The organism is Vibrio caribbeanicus ATCC BAA-2122, assembly GCF_000165125.1.
Taxonomy (GTDB): domain Bacteria; phylum Pseudomonadota; class Gammaproteobacteria; order Enterobacterales; family Vibrionaceae; genus Vibrio; species Vibrio caribbeanicus.
The window spans coordinates 101,267-120,212 of sequence record NZ_AEIU01000074.1 but is presented as its reverse complement, the minus strand read 5'-3'; the positions used below and the strand labels follow the sequence as shown (position 1 = coordinate 120,212).

The window sequence follows — 18,946 nt, the reverse complement described above, 5'->3', positions numbered from 1 at the left end:
ACATAAAGTGATCCAGTATAAGAAAAGGTTTTCATTAGAGAAGAGTTACGGGATGGGAATGAAAGGTAGCCGTAATGCACTACAGAAGGCATCACAGCTAAACTAAAATTAGTCGTGATAGCCGTTTGGGTTATTTGACTGCCATCTCCAAGTATCGATAGCCATTTGCTCTACTTCTAACTGCGCGTACCAACCTAATTCCTTTTGAGCCTTTTGCGGATCAGCCCAGCATTCAGCAACATCACCAGGTCTTCTATCAACCATTTTATACGCAACCTTCTTATTACTGGCTTTCTCAAACGCTTCAATCATTTCGAGAACACTTGAACCTCTTCCAGTACCAAGATTATAAATATGAATACCTTTCGAGTGTCCTACTTTATTTAATGCTGCAATATGACCACGAGCAAGGTCCATAACGTGAATATAATCACGTACACCCGTTCCATCCGGTGTCGGATAATCTCCACCGAAAACATTTAGACATTCTCTTTTACCAACTGCAACCTGACTAATGAAGGGCATTAAATTGTTAGGTATACCATTTGGATCTTCGCCAAGCTTTCCAGAGGGGTGAGCACCAACAGGGTTAAAGTAACGAAGTAGAGTAATACTCCAGTCTGGGTTAGCCTTGTAAAAATCATTAAGGCATTCTTCAACCATCAATTTACTTCTTCCATATGGATTGGTCGCACTCGTGGGAAATCCCTCATTAATCGGCACAGTACTAGGGTCCCCGTAAACAGTCGCGGAAGAAGAGAATATTAGCGTTTTTATATTACATTCACTCATTGCCTCAACCAGGCAAAGAGTACCGGAAACATTGTTCGAATAATATTTCAGCGGTTCGCTAACAGATTCCCCAACAGATTTTAGACCAGCAAAGTGGATCACCGCACTAATGCCGTAACGTTTCATGGTCTCTACTAATAGGTTTTTATCTAAGATATCTCCAGTTATCAGAACAGGACGAGTTCCTGAAACCTCTTCAATTCTATCTAAAACTGATGCCTTGCTGTTGGAAAAATTATCCAACAAAACAGGTGTATACCCCATTTCTAGCATCTGTAAGCACGTATGGCTGCCAATATAACCAGTACCACCTGTTACCAAAACGTTCATTAGGATTCCTTAACTGCATAAAATCTAAAGCATATTAGTCTAAAAATATCAACGAATGAAGTTGATATCCCAAATATAATCGAAACCCGCGCCAGCGAAGTCATTATTAAGTGTTAATCTTAAAAATAATAAATAATTCGGAAATAATGATAGGTATGACGACAAGCGTATGAGAAATCGCAACATAATGCTCAATTGTGATATGGGGGAAAGCTTCGGTTGCTGGAAAATAGGCAATGACGCGGCAATAATGCCCTACATTGACATGGCCAATATAGCTTGTGGCTTTCATGCATCTGACCCACAAACAATGAACCACACGATTAAGCTTGCATTTGAGAATGAAGTCTCTATCGGTGCTCACCCTAGTTACCCTGATTTATTGGGTTTTGGAAGACGCTCAATGTCTATCCAACCAGGTGAGATAACTAATATTCTTATTTACCAAATTGGGGCATTGGTTGGCTTTTGTACCAGTAACAATACGGAGCTGTCGTATGTAAAACCTCATGGGGCACTTTATCATGACATGCTAACAAACAACGAAGTGTTCGAAGCCGTGATAGATGCGACATCTGTTTTTGACGTACCACTAATGACTCTAGCCGGTAATGATAGTCAGGCTCAACTCGATATTGCTGACAAATACGATGTGCCCCTTTTGTTTGAAGCATTTGCCGACCGAGCTTATCTTAGCAACGGTCAGATTGCGCCCAGAAATATGCCGCAATCTGTACTTTCTACAGAAGAAGATATATTAAGCCAAGTGGCTCAAATCGTAAACTACGGAAAAATCCGTACACTAGATGGATATTCATTGGCACTAGAGCCTGACACGATTTGTATCCACAGCGATAATTCCACTAGCCTTGGTATCATTGATAAAATCAAGAAAATATTGACTCACGACCTTGGTGTCTAGTTTATGTTACCGTAATACTGCGCAAGTTGTACGGGATAACCTCGCGCAAAAGCCAATTGTTGTGCTTTTTGTTCAATCTCAACATCGGAAAGTGACATTGTCACTGAATGAAGGGATTCAATACTAGTATCTTTATAGTCAAATAACCCCCAAGTCAGTACCAGTTTCATCGCAGCTTCTAAACATGAAGAGCCTTTGACCGTCTCAATTCTCCCATAGCGCTCTCCTTCAAAAGTAACATCAGCAGCCCTGAGAGATTTATCTTTTCCGGGAATTTGTTGCGCACCATATAGAGGCTTGCCATAAACACGAGCAGAAACATAATCTGGAATATACTGACCGATATGGTCAATAGCATTCTGACTACGCTGACAGATCAACTGTTCATTCCATCCTCTATCCAACTGCTCTTGAAGTTCTCTGGGTAATAAAGGCTGAGAAGACATTGGCGAAGAGCACACTAGCCCATTTTCGAATAGTGTCACGTTTTTCGTCATGCCATGAAGTTGAAAAATACCTTGGGAATAAGGTGTAAGCTGTGCCATACCGTTCGGTGTTCCTCTCTCTCCATGAAAAATCACTTCAGGCCAAAGGTGCTTATTTTCACTCCATCTCGTCACATATGCAGCTTTAAACTCAACCATTCTCTCACGCTTTTTATTTGCCCAATCATCAAGGGTTCCTGTTTTGTAACCGCAAGCATTTACCACGTAATCAACGTCGAGGTACTGCTCTTGACCTTGACTATCTTTTAACTTGAGTTCCCAGCCATCACAACCTTCTTCCATCCCAATAAGCTCTGATTCAAGCATCAATTCACAATTATCGAGTTTTTCAAGAGCCAAAGTCGTTACCGCAGCCAGACGGAATACGCTCCATCCATGCTCTTCAACCGCAATAATAGGAAATTTAATATCATCAAAATTCGTGTGACAAGCAAAAGGTATAAGCCAATCTTCAAAAGTCGAAGGGACATCTGGCTGTGACAGAGACGCTAATGATTCTAAGTCTTCTCTACTGAAAAGCTTGTAATACTCGGATGGCTCACCTAACACCTTGTTGAGAGGGTCTTTAGCGATGAGCTCAGAATAACATTGCTTGAGCAAGTCTAATCGGTTCTTAAGATCGAGCGGGTTTAATCCATTGTTTTTAGGAATCGCTATAACAGTGGGCCTACGATTTATCGTATGGTGATAAAGCCGAATCGTGTCGATAGACTGCTTCAACAAACGAAGGCACTGGTTAGTTGAAATGTCCGGATACAAGTTACCACCTGCATGCAAATGGCATATTGGAGGACCATTGACCAACCCCGAACTTTTCTCCAATAAAAAAACCCGAAAACCTAGCTCTGACATATGTAATGCGGCGGTGGCACCGGCAACACCACCACCAACGATAGCGACCCTTGTACACTGACTTGATTGCTTGTGAAATTGCATTTTTTAATTAAATATTGACATTCCACTGGCATTCTACTGTGAATAACATTCTGATAAAAACACATTTTTTTTAGGGTAAATGTATCCGTCGATTTGACAAAAAATTGAAAAAAAACTTGACGCTTACTCTGTAAACTCGATTCTAACCGAAATGTGAATAACAATTTTTTCGCTACACCTCTACTCAGAAGGCTAGCGGAAAAATCGACTTATCTACAGGGCAACTTATCCCAAACTTTATCCACTGTTTTTGTGGATAACTAAGTCAAAGTTTCACTTCATTCTCTATCCGTTCGTGTCAAAAGTTCACTCAACATACTTTTCACAACAAGTGCTAGAACGAAAAAGGTGAGCAAGGGTAACGAGAACCAAAGCCATATGTGCGGTGTTGGTTGAAGTTCAAAGCCGATATAAACAATACAAGCCACGACAGCCTCTGTACCAATTAATGCGAAAGAGCTTCCAACGAGTGAAAGCACACCATACTCACACCACACAGTTCTCAATATCTGAGCTTTGCTTGCTCCAAGCATTCTGTACAGCTGTATTTCCTCCCTACGTTGGCTCAAACTCAATCGCAATAGTGTGAAAATAAGCAACAAACCAGCAATAAGACTGACGATGGCCAAAAGAGTGATGGCCCATACAATCTGTGCTAGGATTGCCTGTACTTTTTCTCCTATTAAGCGAATATCAAACACACTAACGGTCGGATACTTCCTTGAAAGATCATTGAAAAATTGAGTATCACCATCCTCTACTTTAAAACTCATCAGGAAGGTTTTTGGCATCGCTTCTAAAACATCGGGTGTGAATATGAAATAGAAATTTGGCCTCATATCCCGCCATTCGACCGTTCTGATTGAATTTACAATGGCCGTTACTTTTTGACTGTTAATGCTGAAGGTAAGGCTATCGCCAATCTCTAATCCAAGATCTTTTGCTACTTTTGATTCAACAGAAACACCTTTTGTACTATTCCAGGTTCCCTCAGAGAGAGAATTGTACGAGGGTATCTGCTTTCCAAAAGTGAAACTTAGTTCTCGACGCAAAACGTCCTTATCTTGTGCGTTCTCAACTATTTGTCGTGCCTCAAAGCCATTAATTTCGACAACACGCCCACGGATAATAGGAAAAGGTGTTGAATGCTCAACACGAGCTTGATTTAACTCATTGATATATTGTTCTATTTCTTGAGGCGCGATATTAACAGCAAATGCATTCGGTGCATCTGCTGGAAGCGTTTTCTCCCAATCAGCTAGTAGATCCGTTCTCACTAGCCAGAGAGAAGCTAACAACATTAGCGATAAGCTTAAGGCTCCAAATTGTATTCCACTATTAAGTTTTGTGCGGTTTATACGGCTTAGAGCAAGTTTTAGAGATGGAAACCATTGATACTTGTCTAAATACTTCGATGTCCATAAGCTAACTAGAGACAAAACTACAAAAAGCAAGAAGAATCCAGCAATCAAAACCCAAACGACTGTATCATTACGCAGCCAAACAAATAAAGGAACGAATGGTACAAGAATTAACCACATTAGAGACCACTGTATGCGGCGATTTCCATAAACTTGGCTCGCATTGGCCGGTTTTACAGAGATCAATCTCGAGATAGGTATACCTAGGGAAGGTATTGCTATGAGTATTGTACTTAGCAAAGCAGTAAAGAAAGGAGTGTAACCATAAGCAGGAAGGTTTTCTGGCAACAAATCTTGAAGCGGTATTCTCAGCAGATATTCAAGCCCTCCCCCCAACAAGGTGCCGAAAAAAATTGCTATCAATAGGAGCACACCAATTTGTACCATCAGCCAGTGAAGAATCCATTTCTTATTTGCACCGAGACTCTTTAACATGGCAACTGTCTTGTGTCTTGATTGCGCATAATGTTGACAAGTGAGTGCTAATGTAAGCGCTCCCATCAAAATCACCGTAACGACAGTCAAAGTAAGATACGATTCAGCCCTACTAAAGATATCATTAGCTCGATTGGTCGATTTAAAATCTCTCCATCTATCATGTACCGTCAACTCAATGGATTGTTTTAAGCGGGCGAGTTTGTCTTGTGGCCCAGTAAGAAAAACACGGTAGTGGACACGGCTTCCGAGCTGAACAGCACCTGTATTTTTTAGGTCTGCTGAGCTAATCAATGCTGAAGGCATCTGTTGAAAAGGATTGAAACTGATGCCTGGCTCTTTTTCTATTACTCCAGACACATTAAGATCGAGGTCGCCTATTGATACAACATCACCTATATTTACGGCCAATAATGACAACAACCGCTTGTCTAGCCACAACTCGTTCGGCTCCACGACATCCCTACGATTCTCTCCATCAAAAAGCACCATATCACCTTTCAGCGGAAACGACCTATCAACCGCTTTGACCGATATCAAGCTCATTTCACTATCACTAAAAGCCATGGTTGCGAATCTAGTCTGAATAGAGTGAGTAACCTCTTCAATTTCAACATTACGTAATAATTGAGGTGAGATAGGTTTTGTTGTTTCATAAACAAGATCTGCAGTTAAAAGCTGTTTACTTTCTATCTCGAACACAGTGTCGATTCGTGTAGCAAGAGCGGCTAAAGCGAAGATGCATGCAAATATCAGAACTAACGAGCAAACAATAAGCCACAATTGCCCATGTTTAATCTCGCTGAGACACCATTTCATTAACCGTTTGTTGTTAGTAATGAATTCTGTCACCTTTATATTTCCTCCATAATGCCTGCTCGCATCGACAAGCGACGACTACACCTTTGCGCAAGTTTCTCATCATGCGTTACAAGCACCAGTGTGGTGCCATGACGTTCATTTAACTCAAACAACAAATCAATAACTGAAGACGCTGTCTTTTGGTCAAGATTACCCGTGGGTTCATCAGCAAATAATACTTTTGGGTTGATCATAAAAGCTCTTGCGATGGCTACCCTTTGTTGCTCACCACCTGATAATTGAGATGGCGTGTGATTAATACGATCTTTCAAGCCTACAGAGGCTAGTAGTTGTGTGGCACGATCTTCATTAATAGATTCACCACGCAACAAATTAGGCAAAGTGACATTATCGAGCGCACTTAAACTTGGGATAAGTAGAAAATTCTGGAAAACAAAGCCTATAGATTGACTACGCAAAGCTGCTCTCTCTTCATCATTCATTCGATCGAGTCTTTGACCAAGCAGCTCTACCTCTCCATCATCAGAGGATTCCAACCCCGCTAGAATCATCATAAGCGTTGATTTGCCCGCTCCTGAGGCCCCAACGACTGCAACACTTTCACCCGCCGTAACTTCTAAATTTATATCGTTGAGTATTGTCAATTGTTCTTGATTGGTAGAAACTGCTTTAAAGAGTGATTTGGCTTTAATGATGGATGTATTCATGCGTAGATTTATTCCTTTTATCTTTTTATTGATTTTCGCGCAATCTGCACACAGTAAGACGCTTATGATTCTTGGAGATAGCTTAAGTGCTGGATATCAAATGCCATTAGAGGAAGCATGGCCATCTCTTATTACGAAGAAGCTATCGACTGTTGATCACCCTATATCTGTAATTAACGCAAGCATTTCTGGTGATACATCTGGAAATGGACTCGCACGCTTACCTAGTCTTTTAGCACAGCATAATCCAGAATTTGTACTTATTGAGCTTGGCGCAAACGATGGCTTAAGAGGCTTTAAACCATCAATCATCGCCAACAACCTCACAGAAATGATACTTTTAATCAGGCAAGCTGGCGCAGTTCCTATCCTAATGCAAATTCATACTTTACCCAACTATGGGCGAAGATACACTGAATCTTTTTCCGCTCTATATCCAAATTTAGCAAAACAGCTCAACGTTCCTTTAATTCCTTTTCTACTTCGTGAGGTGATAACAAAACCTGAATGGATGATGTCGGACGGCCTTCATCCAAAATCGGTTGCGCAGCCTTGGATCGCTGAATTTGTCGCCCAACACCTTATAAAAGTACTTCATAGAACCTAAGACAAGTGCGATTGTATAGTTAGCCGTAGCTAAAACCTTCCACTCAACGATCGTTGATACATTACATACAAATATTGACACAAACATCAAATGTATCTATGTTTGTCGCTCTAATCTTATTTATGAGAAAAAGAGAACCCTGCTCAGACAAGCTTCTGATAGTGCTATTGATTTCTTTATGCTGGCCTGAAAAAAAACAGGTCAAAAGCACGTATCACGCAATGGCTAGCTTTGAGTATCACTTTTAACGATCTCCACCAGCTATGCTTGAGGTAATATAATCGTTGAGCCTGAGTGCAATATGATCCAACAAGGATGAACTATGTCCAGCTTAAATACACTCAATGTGTCGATACCAGAAGAAACAAGACTTGGTTGGCAGCGAATGCTAGAGCTTCTTAACGATACGTTGAAGGCAAAAAGCATTTTTATCGCATGTAATATAGAACAAAGAATCGAGGTTCTATGCATTGCATCGTCTGGAAATTACGATTCAAGGACTACACAAGCGATTCAGGAGTCTCAGCATAACTCGAGCTCACATAACGCTACTGGTAACACGACTGTTGGCTACATAGAAGCACTTGACCTCACCGAAGCAACTATTAACTTACCTATAGCTTGGCCAAGTGGTGAAGTATTCGGTCACATATACGTTATTAGCGATAGCTTCAATGAGCAGTTTAAACACAATTCCATGCTTTTAGATTCGTTCAAGATCTCGGTTGAAAATCAGCTTTTTCTTATCTCCACATTACATCGGCTAAAAAACAATAACAATCATTTAAAAAACTGCAATTCGGAGCATTCTTTAAGAATTTCTAATCTCAATCAGTCATTGAATCAAGAAAAAGATCGAAGGCTGGCGGCTGAACAACAGCTTGTATATCAAAAGTCATACGACCCAGCTACAGGTTTTCTAAACAAACAAACTCTCGAACACGAAACAGAAAAGTTACTCAATGAAGTAGAATACTCTAAGGGTAAATTAGTTGGCGTGATGCATATGCACTTCACCAATGGTACTACTATCGAGTCTCAATATGGTTACACGGTTTGGGATAAGCTCTTAGTCGAATTTAGACGAAGATTAGAAAAGCACAACGAATTAGAAGTCATTACGGCAAGACCTGTGACCAATGAGCTCGTTTTTGTATGGAAGATGCAAGACGATACTCGTGATCTCAAAGCTCTATCTTCAGAGTTAATCGAAACAAGCCGATCAACGTTTGTAATCGATAACAACACGATACACCTTAATTGTTGTATCGGCGCATCGACCACCAAAGACACAAACGATGCACGTCAACTTTTAAGCTTTGCAGCCGCCGCAATGTCATCTTGCCAAAAATCTAAACAAAATTTTCATCGCTACTCTGACAGCTTATCGAATGTTAATCGATATATGGAACAACAAGAAGCCTATCTTCTACAAGCCGTCAGAGATAAAAACATTTCAATTTACTTCCAACCCAAAGTTTGTCCGATCCAAAGAAAATGGATTGGCGCAGAGGCATTGTTACGATGGCAACATCCTAATTTAGGCAATATCTCTAATGAAAACCTTATCCACCTAGCCGAACAAAATGGCCTGATATACGAAGTTGGAAGCTTTGTTCTTCATTCTGCAATTGAAATTGCGGCGGAATGGTCAAAATCAATTAAGCAATTTAAAATGAGTGTCAATGTATCTCCATTACAACTGCAGTGCCCACGCTTCGTTGAGCAAATAAAACAACTACTATCTAAGCACAGCCTCGCCCCTGAAAATCTTGAGCTAGAGCTTACTGAAGGTAGCCTCATAGCAGATGAAATCGTCGCTAAAGCCACTCTTGTTGAGTTAAAAAAACTTGGCGTTACATTGTCACTTGATGATTTCGGAACAGGTTATGCGTCATTCAACTATCTAAAAAAGTTTCCTTTTGATGTCATTAAGATAGATAAGAGCTTTATCGAAAATATTGAGAGAGACGTTACAGATAGAGAAATCGTAACTTCAATTATACACGTGGCCAAAAAGCTGCAGCTTGCAGTCACTGTTGAGGGGATTGAGACGGTACAGCAAGAAAACTTTATCATCGATCAAGGATGCGAGATTGGACAAGGCTTCCTTTATGGCAAACCTATGTCGCTAGAAGAATTTGAGAGCAAGTTGTTGTCTCGCAAAAAAATTAGCGCTCAATAGCATAAAAATGACGCTAGCACCCAAAAGAGCAAGTCACAAAGCTAGTTCGAGTCACTCTCTATAGTGGATTATCTTTAAGCGTGAACTTCGTGACGAAGCACATGCCACGCTTCACAAAGTACTCGGAACTGTTCACTATCTCCACACTCTCTATCTGGATGCCACTTGAGCGCAAGCTTACGCCAAGTCTTTCTTATTTCTGTTTGTGTTGCGTCTAAAGGAAGTTCAAACAATGATAGAGCCTTACTTCTGTCCATGTCATTACCATTCGTACTTCCAACAAACTCTTTATAGCGCGTCCAAAACTCGTTGAGGAGACGTTTCACTTCTCCCTCCTCGGCATCATAATTCTTCCAATGGATATAGTAGTCTCTAAGCGGATCTTGTTGGTCTACCTCATGTCCCATAGACTGGTGGGTAGACATAAGTATAATGTCCATTGCTTGTACTTGAAGCCAATGGTCTGGATAAAGTGTTTCTTGCAACTGATAGAGCGCGTTCATAATAAGAAAATTACGTTTGAATAGATCTTTTTCCGGTTTTTCATCCAAGACAGGCATGAAACCCAATTCACTTAAATGAGCAGACAAAGTATGAACTTTCCAGCCACTCGATTGCTTTCTCAAAACTTCTAAGATAGGCCACAGTAGAGGGTTTTCCATATATTGTTGGAACTGTTCAATGAGTTCGTATCGCTCTTCCATAAAGTAAAATTCCCCTTTTTTTATTCAATTAAAGTCATAAATATGATTTTGTCGAGGATCGATTTTTACATTTGCAGTCTGAGCCAAAAAAAAGAGCCGGAAAACCGGCTCTTCTTGTGGCGATTATAAAACGCCCAACTCTCTGAGACGTTCTTTAAGATAAGTGTCAGCAGTATGTCTTTCAGACAAAATAACGTCTGGTTTTGGATGCAAAAATAGAGGAAGCGAGATTCTAGATTGCTCCTGACGAGCGCCCGTAGGATTGATGACACGATGCGTCGTTGAAGGAAAGTAGCCGCCAGATGCCTCTTGTAACATGTCACCAATATTTATAATGAGGCTTCCAAAATCGCATGGAACGTCAAGCCACTGTCCATCTCTGCCTTTGACCTGAAGACCCGGTTCATTCGACGCAGGTAAAACAGTCAACAAATTAATATCTTCATGGGCAGCAGCACGGATTGCTCCTGGCTCTTCATCCCCTGTCATCGGTGGATAGTGAAGGATCCTCAAAAGGGTTTGTTGACTACCGTTAATCATCTCTGATAATGCGACTGAAAACTTCTCTTGTACCTCTTCTGGTGCATAAGACTCAACCCAACCTAACAATTCCTCAGCGAAAGAATTGGCCCTATCATAGTAATCCATGATCTGTTCTTTGAGTTCAGAAGGAATTTGCCCCCAAGGGTAAACATGAAAGTACTCTTTGATGTCTTTCACCTTGTGGCCCTTGGCTATCTCGGAAACATCTGGCGGAAAATATCCATCTTGAGTATCAACATTAAACTTGAACTCGTTTTTTTTCTCAGACATAAAGAATTGGTACCAATTTTCATAAATTGATTCAACCAATTCTTTTGGAATAGGGTGATTTTTCAAGACACCGAATCCGGTCTCTCTCAAAGAGGAGACAAAGAGTTCAGCGGCATTTTCAGCTTGGTAATCGACAGTTTCCAGTTTCATCTTGTGCTACTACTAGTATTTATACATTCGAAAATAAGAGTTTAAATGTGCGCAGGGCTGAAAGCAAACGATAAGATAAACACATAGAGCATTTGCACACATAGTGTGCCATGAAACTTACTTTCAACATTATCGGTAAAATATTAAAAAGCCCACTCAAAATTAGGAAATTATTGAACATTGTTTTATTTGGTGACAAAATGAAGGAAATTTAAGAGGAACTGATTTCATGCAATGCAAGCTACCTAAGATTTTTATCTTACTTACCGGTTGTTATTTCATCATTTTGCTGTTTTCTGCTTTAGAGCCATATTCTCGTTCTGTTTGGATAGCGGAGATAATACCTGCTATAGCGATATTGCTTATAATAGGCTGGGTTTCTTACCACTACTCATTTTCTAAAACAGCTTACCTTTTAATGTTTATATGGTTATGTTTACACACCATAGGCGCAAAATACACGTTTGCAAATGTGCCTTTCGATTGGTTCAATTCGCTCATTGGTTCTGAAAGAAACCAATTCGATCGTATTGCACATTTTTCAATTGGATTATACGCATACCCTATTGCCGAATACCTAATTAACAGAAAGAATTTATCCATCAAATTCGCTTCAAGTTTTGCCTTGTTTTCAATTATGTCTCTGGCCGCTGGCTATGAGATAGTTGAGTGGTGGTATGCGGAACTCGCTGGAGGTAACGAAGGTATCGCTTTTTTAGGCTCGCAAGGTGATATATGGGATGCTCAAAAAGACATGCTCATGGACACACTTGGCGCATTGTTGTCATTAACACTTTTAGTCGTCCAACGATCTTTAAAGTCTGATTAAACGCCTTTCATTCATAGAGCTACTTGATAATAGGATAATCTCCCTCAAGTAGTTCTTTAATAAAACTCGACCCTCCAGCTGAGTACGCAAGCCACACTTTCTTCTTTGCGCGAGTGAGAGCAACATAAAAAAGACGACGCTCTTCGGCATACGGGAATGTATCAGAATTTTGAGACAAAGCATTATCAAGGTGTAACGCTTTTACTTTTGCAGGGAATTGCCCCTCATCCACATTCAAAACGATCACATAGTCTGCTTCTCGTCCTTTACTTGCATGGCATGTCATGAAACCAATGGAGAGAAACTTAAAACGCTCACTCCACTCAAATAACAGCTCAGGTTTATGGTAATGATTCCTACCCAAAAGCAATACTTCATAACCTTTTTCTAAGGTATTTAGTTTAGCGAGTACTTTTTCTACTTGAGCAATGTTGATTAGCGCAACGCTCTTACTTTTTTGTTGTTTATGGCTCTCAAGTTGTTTCTCTAATTGAAAAGGATTTTTTTGAATAAAACGATTTGCCACCGCACCAATTTGATTGTTAAAACGGTAAGTTGTGTCAAGACTATGTATCGTCGAGTGCGGAAAACGCTCGCTAAAACCCGTAGTTAAGTCAACGTCCGAACCCGCAAATTGATAAATTGATTGCCAATCATCACCAACTGCAAAAAGTACGCAAGGCTGTTTGCTAACCCCCTTACATAGTGATTCTATCAATTCTAGCCGTTGAGGCGAAATATCTTGATATTCGTCAATCATTATATAACGCCAAGGGTTGTGAAATTTCCCTTTCTTCACGTAGCTTGTCGCTTTAGTAATCATTGTATTAAAGTCAATATACCCGCCCTGCTTCAATTCATTTTGCCATGCTTGAAAACAAGGCCAAACCAATGAAAGTTCACTATTCAATCGAGTATAGTCTGGGTGTTCAATTAGTCGTTTTTGTAACTCTTTTTTACCCACTCCTAAAGAACAGAGCTGTGCAACCTGACTACTTAACCATTGAATTAATTTTGTATTGCTATATTGACCAGCCAATTCTTCATCACCAACCAAGTATGCAACTGGCCACTTATTAAGGTGTTTTTGCCATCGTTTAAAGTTGTTTGGCATTCCCCAGTGTTGTTTCAGCCAGTTAGTATACCAGGCATCACATTGTTCACTATTTGTTACCAACGGCGATATGCGTATCTCCTCAGATTCTACTTGTTGCAAAATGTGCATTCCAAGTTGATGAAAAGTATTTACTTTTATGCCTTCGGTTGCCATGCCAATTTTATCAGAAAGCCTCTGTTTCATTTCTTGCGCAGCATCTCGACCAAAAGCCAACATAAGCAACTCTTCAGACTGCGCCAAGTGGCTTTGAAGCAAATATGCTACGCGAGCAATCAAAACACTGGTTTTTCCAGAACCAGCTCCTGCCAATACCAAATTATTGTCATCATTAAGTAAGACTGCTCGTCTTTGAGAGTCATTTAATGGTGAAGCTTCAATCTGTGAAAATAGGACCTGCCAATTCTCCAGTTCGGTTTCCATCCAAAGTTCATTTCTCCGGACAAGATTTTCATCACAATTTCTAAACCATTCTACGATAGGCGCTAATCTAGATGGAATTCTTCGTGAAGCCTCATCAAGGGTTATATCTATCTTTTTCAGATCGGTAGAAACAGTCTCGCAAAAAGAGTGAACCCTTGAATGTGCTAGAAAAGCTGGCTGAAACTCAAACTCATGCAATTTTTCTTCCCAGCTCGGCAAGTACTTCTCTAGCTGCTCACATTGATTTTGGTACCACTTTTGGTAGTGAGCGACCGCGTTACGAGCGAACTCTCGGCATTTTTTTAAAGGAAGCCCTTGAACTAACCATACAACCTGTTCAGAGTTTTCGGAATGTGAATAGAATTTCAACTGTCCCCAAAATATACCAGGTTCAATATTCACCCTTCCATTCCAAACATTAAAAGGAATATGCTCTTCTAGTAACGCTGCTGCCACAATTATTGAGTCATCTTTAAGTTCGACGTGAAAGTACTCGTCTTGAATAAAAAACTGCGCTTGTTTACTAGCGGTTAGATGCATGGTCTTCAGGCCTTATTTCTCAATCCAATTTATCACAGCACAAATGATTTTTTGCCGATGATATATACTCAAGTAGTACCAAAAACTTCAATCAAGCTCAATTGGTTCTATGCAACGCTAACTTTAGACAGTTACTCAAACCACTCTAATAATAACGATTCAGCTCGAGATAACTCATGCGCCCAAGTATCTTCAAAGTATAGGGTTCAGGAATATTGAGTTAACCATCTCAAGGAGAAAACGCTGCCGAATAGTCGCTTTTTCCCGATACCTTGGCGATAAAATCGGAGTTACGACGCGCTAAATAAAGGGCAAGGTGCTCTTGTAAACATAGCGCCCAATTTCTGACCTAACAAAACAAATCACTGACCAAACTGTAAGGTAAGCCATCATCTCTGAACTTGGGATATTTTGGATACTTGAGTATATATTACATTCCAAAGAACAAGTCTGTATACTACTAATCGAAAAGTTACTAGGGTATAAATAATTCTTTATACTCTTTTTAAACCTTTCATTGATAAACCTTAAACTAGATAATGGCGAAACTTATAACTGCTAGCTTGAAACATTTAAAAGATAAACGAGTAAACAATGCGCTTCTTAACGCTGTTGCACTGAGTGGTGCTGTTTTATGGTCTTGGTTTTTCCATGACGATAGCATTAGTATACCGATACTACTCGGAATAATAGCCGCAGCGCTTTCCGAGAGCGATGGAGGTTTTTTACAACGCCTAAAGTCCCAAACCTTTACCCTACTTTGCTTTACATTCGCTTCTCTTTCCGTTGAGCTTCTGTTTCATATGAAATGGGCTTTTATTGTATGCCTACTAATATCTACCTTCGGATTAACCATGCTTGGAGCATTGGGAGATAGATACGCCAATATTGCCTTCGGTTCACTAATGATAGCCATATACACGATGCTAGGAGCAAGCGATAGCGCAAGCCTTTGGTCTCAGCCTACCGCAATGACAGGAGGTGCTATTTGGTACTTTATCGTTTCTATGATTTGGCACCTATTCAGCCCGTTACGCTCTGTCAAACACTCACTTGCCGAAGTATTCGTAAATCTCTCTAAATACCTATCAATTAAAAGTTCTCTGTTTTTTCCCTCTGCTGACACAAACGTAGAACATTTGATCGTTTTGGAATCTAAACGTAATACAGAGATAGTCAGTAGTCTCAATGATTGCAAAAGAGGATTTCTAAGTCGTTCCAAGCGTGGATATAACACCTTATTCAGTATTTACTTTATCGCTCAAGATATCCATGAAAGAATAAGCTCTAGTCACTATAAGTATCATGAGCTAGCGAAAGAATTTGTGCACCATGATGTTATGTTTCGATTTAAATACCTTGTGGATGCCCAAGCCAAAGCTTGCTTGGATATTGCTGAATCAATAAAGTGCGGTAAGCAATATGTACATGGCCAACGCTTTAGGAATGCACTTTTAGAACTCAAAGCATCGCTTGACGATCTTCAAAATAACCACACTAAAAGTCGGACAGCTGCACTCAAGCATCTACACTTTCTCTTCAGAAACTTGGCTTCGATCGAAAAACAACTGTCAAACATTCACTCTCCGACAAAACAAATCGAGCGACCTCTTCTTGCCGATGATCAAGCATTCGGTCTAAAAGAAGCCACAAAAAAAGTAACAACGCATATTACAAAAGGTTCGGCATTATTTAGACATGCAGTTCGACTTTCAGTCGCCTTAACTGCTGGCTTTAGCATTATCCAAATATCAGATATGCAACAAGGATATTGGATACTTCTCACCACATTATTTGTCTGCCAGCCAAACTATGGAGCGACACGCAAAAAGCTTGTTTCACGTATAACTGGAACATTTGTTGGAATCCTAACTGGCGTACCTCTTTTAATTTTGTTCCCTTCTCCAGAAAGTCAGTTAGCGATTGTCGTAGTATCTGGTATTGCTTTCTTTGCATTTAGACAAACACAGTATGGAATTGCTACATGTTTTATAACAATCTTAGTGTTATTTTGCTTCCATCAATCGGGACAAGGATTCGATATCATTCTGCCTCGGGTGACAGATACGTTAATTGGCTCGTTCCTCGCAGTTTTAGTTGTTACGTTTATATTACCAGATTGGCAGTCGAAAAATCTAAACACCCTCATAGCAGACGCTATTAATGCCAATCAAATGTATCTTGTCCAGATTATCAAACAATATCGTACAGGAAGAGTTGATAGCTTGTCTTATCGCGTAACTCGCCGCAAAGCTCATGAAATGGATGCAGCCCTCAGTATTGCAATGAGTAATATGGCTTTGGAGCCAGCAAAACATCGCTCTGATGAAGCCAATTATCAATTTTTGGTACTTAATCACCTACTACTTAGTTATATATCGACACTTGGCGCACATCGAAAAAAAATTGAACACAAAAGTACCACTCTTGAAATCGATGAGATTTCTGAGTGCATTTTTCAGCAAATTTCTCAATTACAGACACTGTTCAGAAGCAAAAAAGATAGCATTGAAATAAGAACAAAATCTATTGTGCTTAATGAGTTATGGCCAAACAACTCTGAAAGAGAAGATGACAATGTTAGAATTATTTATTATCAGCTATCTCTCATAAACCAAACCCTTGTCGAGTTCTATGACCTATTTGTCAAAAAATCAGACTCAGACAGGCAACCAATCTAACTTTTCAGCTCTGAGAAACAGTGTTTTTTCACCAAGACTTGACAAAAAAAAGACAAATTTACGACAGTGTCAAAATATAATCACCTGTATGCTTTAAGCAAGTCTTCGATAGGTGTGATATGTCTTACTTTATAAATTCTTTCTCGTCATCTTCAATAGAGTCTCAGAAAAATACTCCCAAATTCAATTTGGTTGATTTTGAGAATATGAAAGCAAATTTAAAAAGCCTTTCACCGAGTCAGCTGCGCTCTCTTAAATCATCAATCGAGGCCGAGTTAACCTCAAAATCGAGTTCATCAATCACAGATGAAGAGTTATCGATGATCTCTAGTCTTTTTCGCTAGCATAACTTGCTCAAAAAGCAAACAGCTATTAGGCTTTAGTTAGATAGAGGAAAGTTGTATGTCTGTATCTCCAATTCAACCAGGCCATCACCTAATAGATATTTCATCAAAAATGATGGAAGAGGCTGCTTTAGAGATACAAAAGAAAGAACCGCCTGATATCGAACCTACTAGAGACGCTTACGAATTTAACAAAGTAAAATTTGATCCCCCTCCATCGCCTTCTAATGTTGATTCCTTAACCAAGCTAAACAGAGCAGAACAATACAATCAAATTGGCACAAACATCATGCAACGTGACCAAGACATGATAGGAACATTACTAGATATACATATATAAGGTGAGTTTGAAGCCAATTTGTCGTACCCTAATGCTAGCTCAAGCACAATCAAATTAACTATTTCCATAAAGCAATGTCAAAAAATTACTCAAACCCAAGTTACAATAAAAGCTCAACAACTTTTGACCAAGAGTCATCTCAAGATTTCCACAAGCTTTCTCCCCGCTTGGGTCGTCCCGAAACATCATTGACTTTAGATCCTTACATTTCCAATCAAGCACTGTCCAAGCGCTGGAAAAAACTTTCACAGTATACAGATCGCCAAGTATTACTCGATGAGTATACCGAAAGCACATGTACGGTCTATGACAAGAACATTGAACACTTTATCGGAACAGTAAAAGTTCCTGTCGGAATAGCTGGACCAATCAGAGTAAATGGACTTCATGCAAATGGTGATTATTTAATACCTTTAGCAACAACCGAAGCTGCGCTGGTCGCCTCTTACAACAGAGGTGCCAAATTAATTACAGAGGCCGGAGGCGCTTCAACCATGCTACTTAAGGAAGGAATAACTCGAACACCCGTTTTTGTTTTCCAACGTCTTGCTCAAGCTGGAGAGTTTGTTGCTTGGTTATCGACTCAAGTTGATCATTTCAAAGCAGTCGCAGAAACAACTACAAAACATGGTAAGCTCGTCAATGTAAATTTTAATATCGAAAGTAACCAAGTACACACGATCTTCGAATACCATACTGGTGATGCCTCAGGGCAAAATATGGTCACAATTGCGACCAATGCCATCTATTCTTTCATTCTCAAAAATTCGCCTATCGAGCCCGAAGAGGCTTACTTAGAGAGCAATCTTTCTGGTGATAAGAAACCAACCTCCTACCCTTTGCGGCATGTAAGAGGGAAAAAGGTTGTCTCTGAGATCACCATAAACAAATTCCTCGTAGAAAAATACCTTCATACGACACCAAAAGATCTGGTCAGGTTTGGGCAAGTTTCTGCAACCGGTGCGATGTTAAACGGAGGAATTGGTATCAATGCGCACTATGCAAATGCACTAGCTGCGCTATATATTGCCTGTGGCCAGGATGCTGCATGTGTCGCAGAGTCTACCGTAGGTATAACTCGTATGGAGTTAACGAACACCGGCGACCTTTATGCCAGTGTAACCATGCCTAACCTTATGGTCGGTAGTGTCGGTGGAGGAACATCTTTACCCTCACAGAAAGCATGTCTAGACATTATGGGCCTTCACGGAGCTGGTAAAGCGAGAGCGCTCGCTGAAGTAGCTGCAGCATTGTGCTTGGCTGGTGAGCTGTCAATCATGGGCGCATTCTGTGCAGGACATTTTTCACGAGCACACCAAAAACTGGCTAGATAATTCGTGAAAAG

At 40.1% G+C, this 18,946-nt stretch carries 14 protein-coding genes; 7 read left to right on the top strand and 7 right to left on the bottom strand.

Annotation, left to right across the window (positions count from 1 at the left end):
* Positions 1-108: 108 nt before the first annotated feature.
* On the bottom strand, positions 109-1,122 hold the full coding sequence (galE, locus tag RH40_RS10580) for a UDP-glucose 4-epimerase GalE (RefSeq protein ID WP_009601479.1): 1,014 nt from the start codon (positions 1,120-1,122) through the stop codon (positions 109-111).
* 169 nt (positions 1,123-1,291) lie between these two features.
* Between galE and RH40_RS10575 the strand changes: the two genes are divergently transcribed.
* Complete coding sequence (locus RH40_RS10575) at positions 1,292-2,044, top strand: 5-oxoprolinase subunit PxpA (protein WP_039954572.1); 753 nt, start codon at positions 1,292-1,294, stop codon at positions 2,042-2,044.
* On the opposite strand, the gene RH40_RS10570 is transcribed toward RH40_RS10575, so the two are convergent.
* The 3 genes from RH40_RS10570 to RH40_RS10560 form a co-directional block, all read right to left on the bottom strand.
* Positions 2,041-3,486, bottom strand: coding sequence for an FAD-dependent oxidoreductase (locus RH40_RS10570; protein ID WP_009601477.1), 1,446 nt, complete (start codon positions 3,484-3,486; stop codon positions 2,041-2,043). The two genes, RH40_RS10575 and RH40_RS10570, sit on opposite strands and share 4 nt — an antisense overlap.
* 278 nt (positions 3,487-3,764) lie before the next feature.
* On the bottom strand, positions 3,765-6,161 hold the full coding sequence (locus RH40_RS10565; RefSeq protein ID WP_050790441.1) for an ABC transporter permease: 2,397 nt from the start codon (positions 6,159-6,161) through the stop codon (positions 3,765-3,767).
* 35 nt (positions 6,162-6,196) lie between these two features.
* Positions 6,197-6,871 (bottom strand): ABC transporter ATP-binding protein, encoded by a 675-nt coding sequence (locus RH40_RS10560; RefSeq protein WP_009601475.1) that lies wholly within the window; start codon positions 6,869-6,871, stop codon positions 6,197-6,199.
* Between RH40_RS10560 and RH40_RS10555 the strand changes: the two genes are divergently transcribed.
* Both RH40_RS10555 and RH40_RS10550 read left to right on the top strand, forming a co-directional pair.
* Positions 6,870-7,478, top strand: a complete 609-nt coding sequence (locus RH40_RS10555) for a GDSL-type esterase/lipase family protein (protein WP_009601474.1) — start codon at positions 6,870-6,872, stop codon at positions 7,476-7,478. The two genes, RH40_RS10560 and RH40_RS10555, sit on opposite strands and share 2 nt — an antisense overlap.
* Positions 7,479-7,800: 322 nt before the next feature.
* The gene (locus RH40_RS10550; RefSeq protein ID WP_009601473.1) at positions 7,801-9,663 is read left to right on the top strand and encodes a putative bifunctional diguanylate cyclase/phosphodiesterase; all 1,863 of its coding nucleotides are present in this window, start codon (positions 7,801-7,803) and stop codon (positions 9,661-9,663) included.
* Positions 9,664-9,737: 74 nt separating this feature from the next.
* On the opposite strand, the gene RH40_RS10545 is transcribed toward RH40_RS10550, so the two are convergent.
* Positions 9,738-10,367 carry a DNA-J related domain-containing protein gene (locus RH40_RS10545; RefSeq protein WP_009601472.1) on the bottom strand — a complete coding sequence of 210 codons (630 nt, stop codon included), beginning with the start codon at positions 10,365-10,367 and terminating at the stop codon, positions 9,738-9,740.
* 123 nt (positions 10,368-10,490) lie between these two features.
* Positions 10,491-11,330: an isopenicillin N synthase family dioxygenase gene (locus RH40_RS10540; RefSeq protein ID WP_009601471.1), complete on the bottom strand. Its 840-nt coding sequence runs from the start codon at positions 11,328-11,330 to the stop codon at positions 10,491-10,493.
* A gap of 229 nt (positions 11,331-11,559) precedes the next feature.
* On the opposite strand from RH40_RS10540, the gene RH40_RS10535 reads away from it, so the two are divergent.
* Positions 11,560-12,159, top strand: coding sequence for a DUF2238 domain-containing protein (locus RH40_RS10535; protein ID WP_009601470.1), 600 nt, complete (start codon positions 11,560-11,562; stop codon positions 12,157-12,159).
* 19 nt (positions 12,160-12,178) lie between these two features.
* On the opposite strand, the gene helD is transcribed toward RH40_RS10535, so the two are convergent.
* Complete coding sequence (gene helD / locus RH40_RS10530) at positions 12,179-14,236, bottom strand: DNA helicase IV (RefSeq protein ID WP_009601469.1); 2,058 nt, start codon at positions 14,234-14,236, stop codon at positions 12,179-12,181.
* 539 nt (positions 14,237-14,775) lie between these two features.
* Here helD and yccS point away from each other — a divergent pair.
* The 3 genes from yccS to RH40_RS10510 all read left to right on the top strand — a co-directional run bounded on the left by yccS (position 14,776) and on the right by RH40_RS10510 (position 18,935).
* Positions 14,776-16,917 carry a YccS family putative transporter gene (gene yccS / locus RH40_RS10525; RefSeq protein ID WP_009601468.1) on the top strand — a complete coding sequence of 714 codons (2,142 nt, stop codon included), beginning with the start codon at positions 14,776-14,778 and terminating at the stop codon, positions 16,915-16,917.
* A 402-nt stretch (positions 16,918-17,319) separates the two neighbouring features.
* Complete coding sequence (locus tag RH40_RS10515) at positions 17,320-17,601, top strand: hypothetical protein (protein WP_009601466.1); 282 nt, start codon at positions 17,320-17,322, stop codon at positions 17,599-17,601.
* A gap of 74 nt (positions 17,602-17,675) precedes the next feature.
* Entirely contained in the window at positions 17,676-18,935 is a 1,260-nt protein-coding gene (locus RH40_RS10510) for a hydroxymethylglutaryl-CoA reductase (RefSeq protein WP_009601465.1), read from the top strand.
* Positions 18,936-18,946 lie beyond the last annotated feature (11 nt).

What these genes read in the sequence shown, in the direction of transcription:
- yccS (WP_009601468.1), top strand. Translation starts at nt 14,776, where the DNA reads ATGGCGAAACTTATAACTGCTAGCTTGAAACATTTAAAAGATAAACGA.
- RH40_RS10535 (WP_009601470.1), top strand. Translation starts at nt 11,560, where the DNA reads ATGCAATGCAAGCTACCTAAGATTTTTATCTTACTTACCGGTTGTTAT.
- RH40_RS10565 (WP_050790441.1), bottom strand. Translation starts at nt 6,161, where the DNA reads ATGAAATGGTGTCTCAGCGAGATTAAACATGGGCAATTGTGGCTTATT.
- RH40_RS10545 (WP_009601472.1), bottom strand. Translation starts at nt 10,367, where the DNA reads ATGGAAGAGCGATACGAACTCATTGAACAGTTCCAACAATATATGGAA.
- RH40_RS10515 (WP_009601466.1), top strand. Translation starts at nt 17,320, where the DNA reads ATGTCTGTATCTCCAATTCAACCAGGCCATCACCTAATAGATATTTCA.
- RH40_RS10510 (WP_009601465.1), top strand. Translation starts at nt 17,676, where the DNA reads ATGTCAAAAAATTACTCAAACCCAAGTTACAATAAAAGCTCAACAACT.
- RH40_RS10540 (WP_009601471.1), bottom strand. Translation starts at nt 11,330, where the DNA reads ATGAAACTGGAAACTGTCGATTACCAAGCTGAAAATGCCGCTGAACTC.
- RH40_RS10550 (WP_009601473.1), top strand. Translation starts at nt 7,801, where the DNA reads ATGTCCAGCTTAAATACACTCAATGTGTCGATACCAGAAGAAACAAGA.
- galE (WP_009601479.1), bottom strand. Translation starts at nt 1,122, where the DNA reads ATGAACGTTTTGGTAACAGGTGGTACTGGTTATATTGGCAGCCATACG.
- helD (WP_009601469.1), bottom strand. Translation starts at nt 14,236, where the DNA reads ATGCATCTAACCGCTAGTAAACAAGCGCAGTTTTTTATTCAAGACGAG.
- RH40_RS10575 (WP_039954572.1), top strand. Translation starts at nt 1,292, where the DNA reads ATGAGAAATCGCAACATAATGCTCAATTGTGATATGGGGGAAAGCTTC.
- RH40_RS10555 (WP_009601474.1), top strand. Translation starts at nt 6,870, where the DNA reads ATGCGTAGATTTATTCCTTTTATCTTTTTATTGATTTTCGCGCAATCT.
- RH40_RS10560 (WP_009601475.1), bottom strand. Translation starts at nt 6,871, where the DNA reads ATGAATACATCCATCATTAAAGCCAAATCACTCTTTAAAGCAGTTTCT.
- RH40_RS10570 (WP_009601477.1), bottom strand. Translation starts at nt 3,486, where the DNA reads ATGCAATTTCACAAGCAATCAAGTCAGTGTACAAGGGTCGCTATCGTT.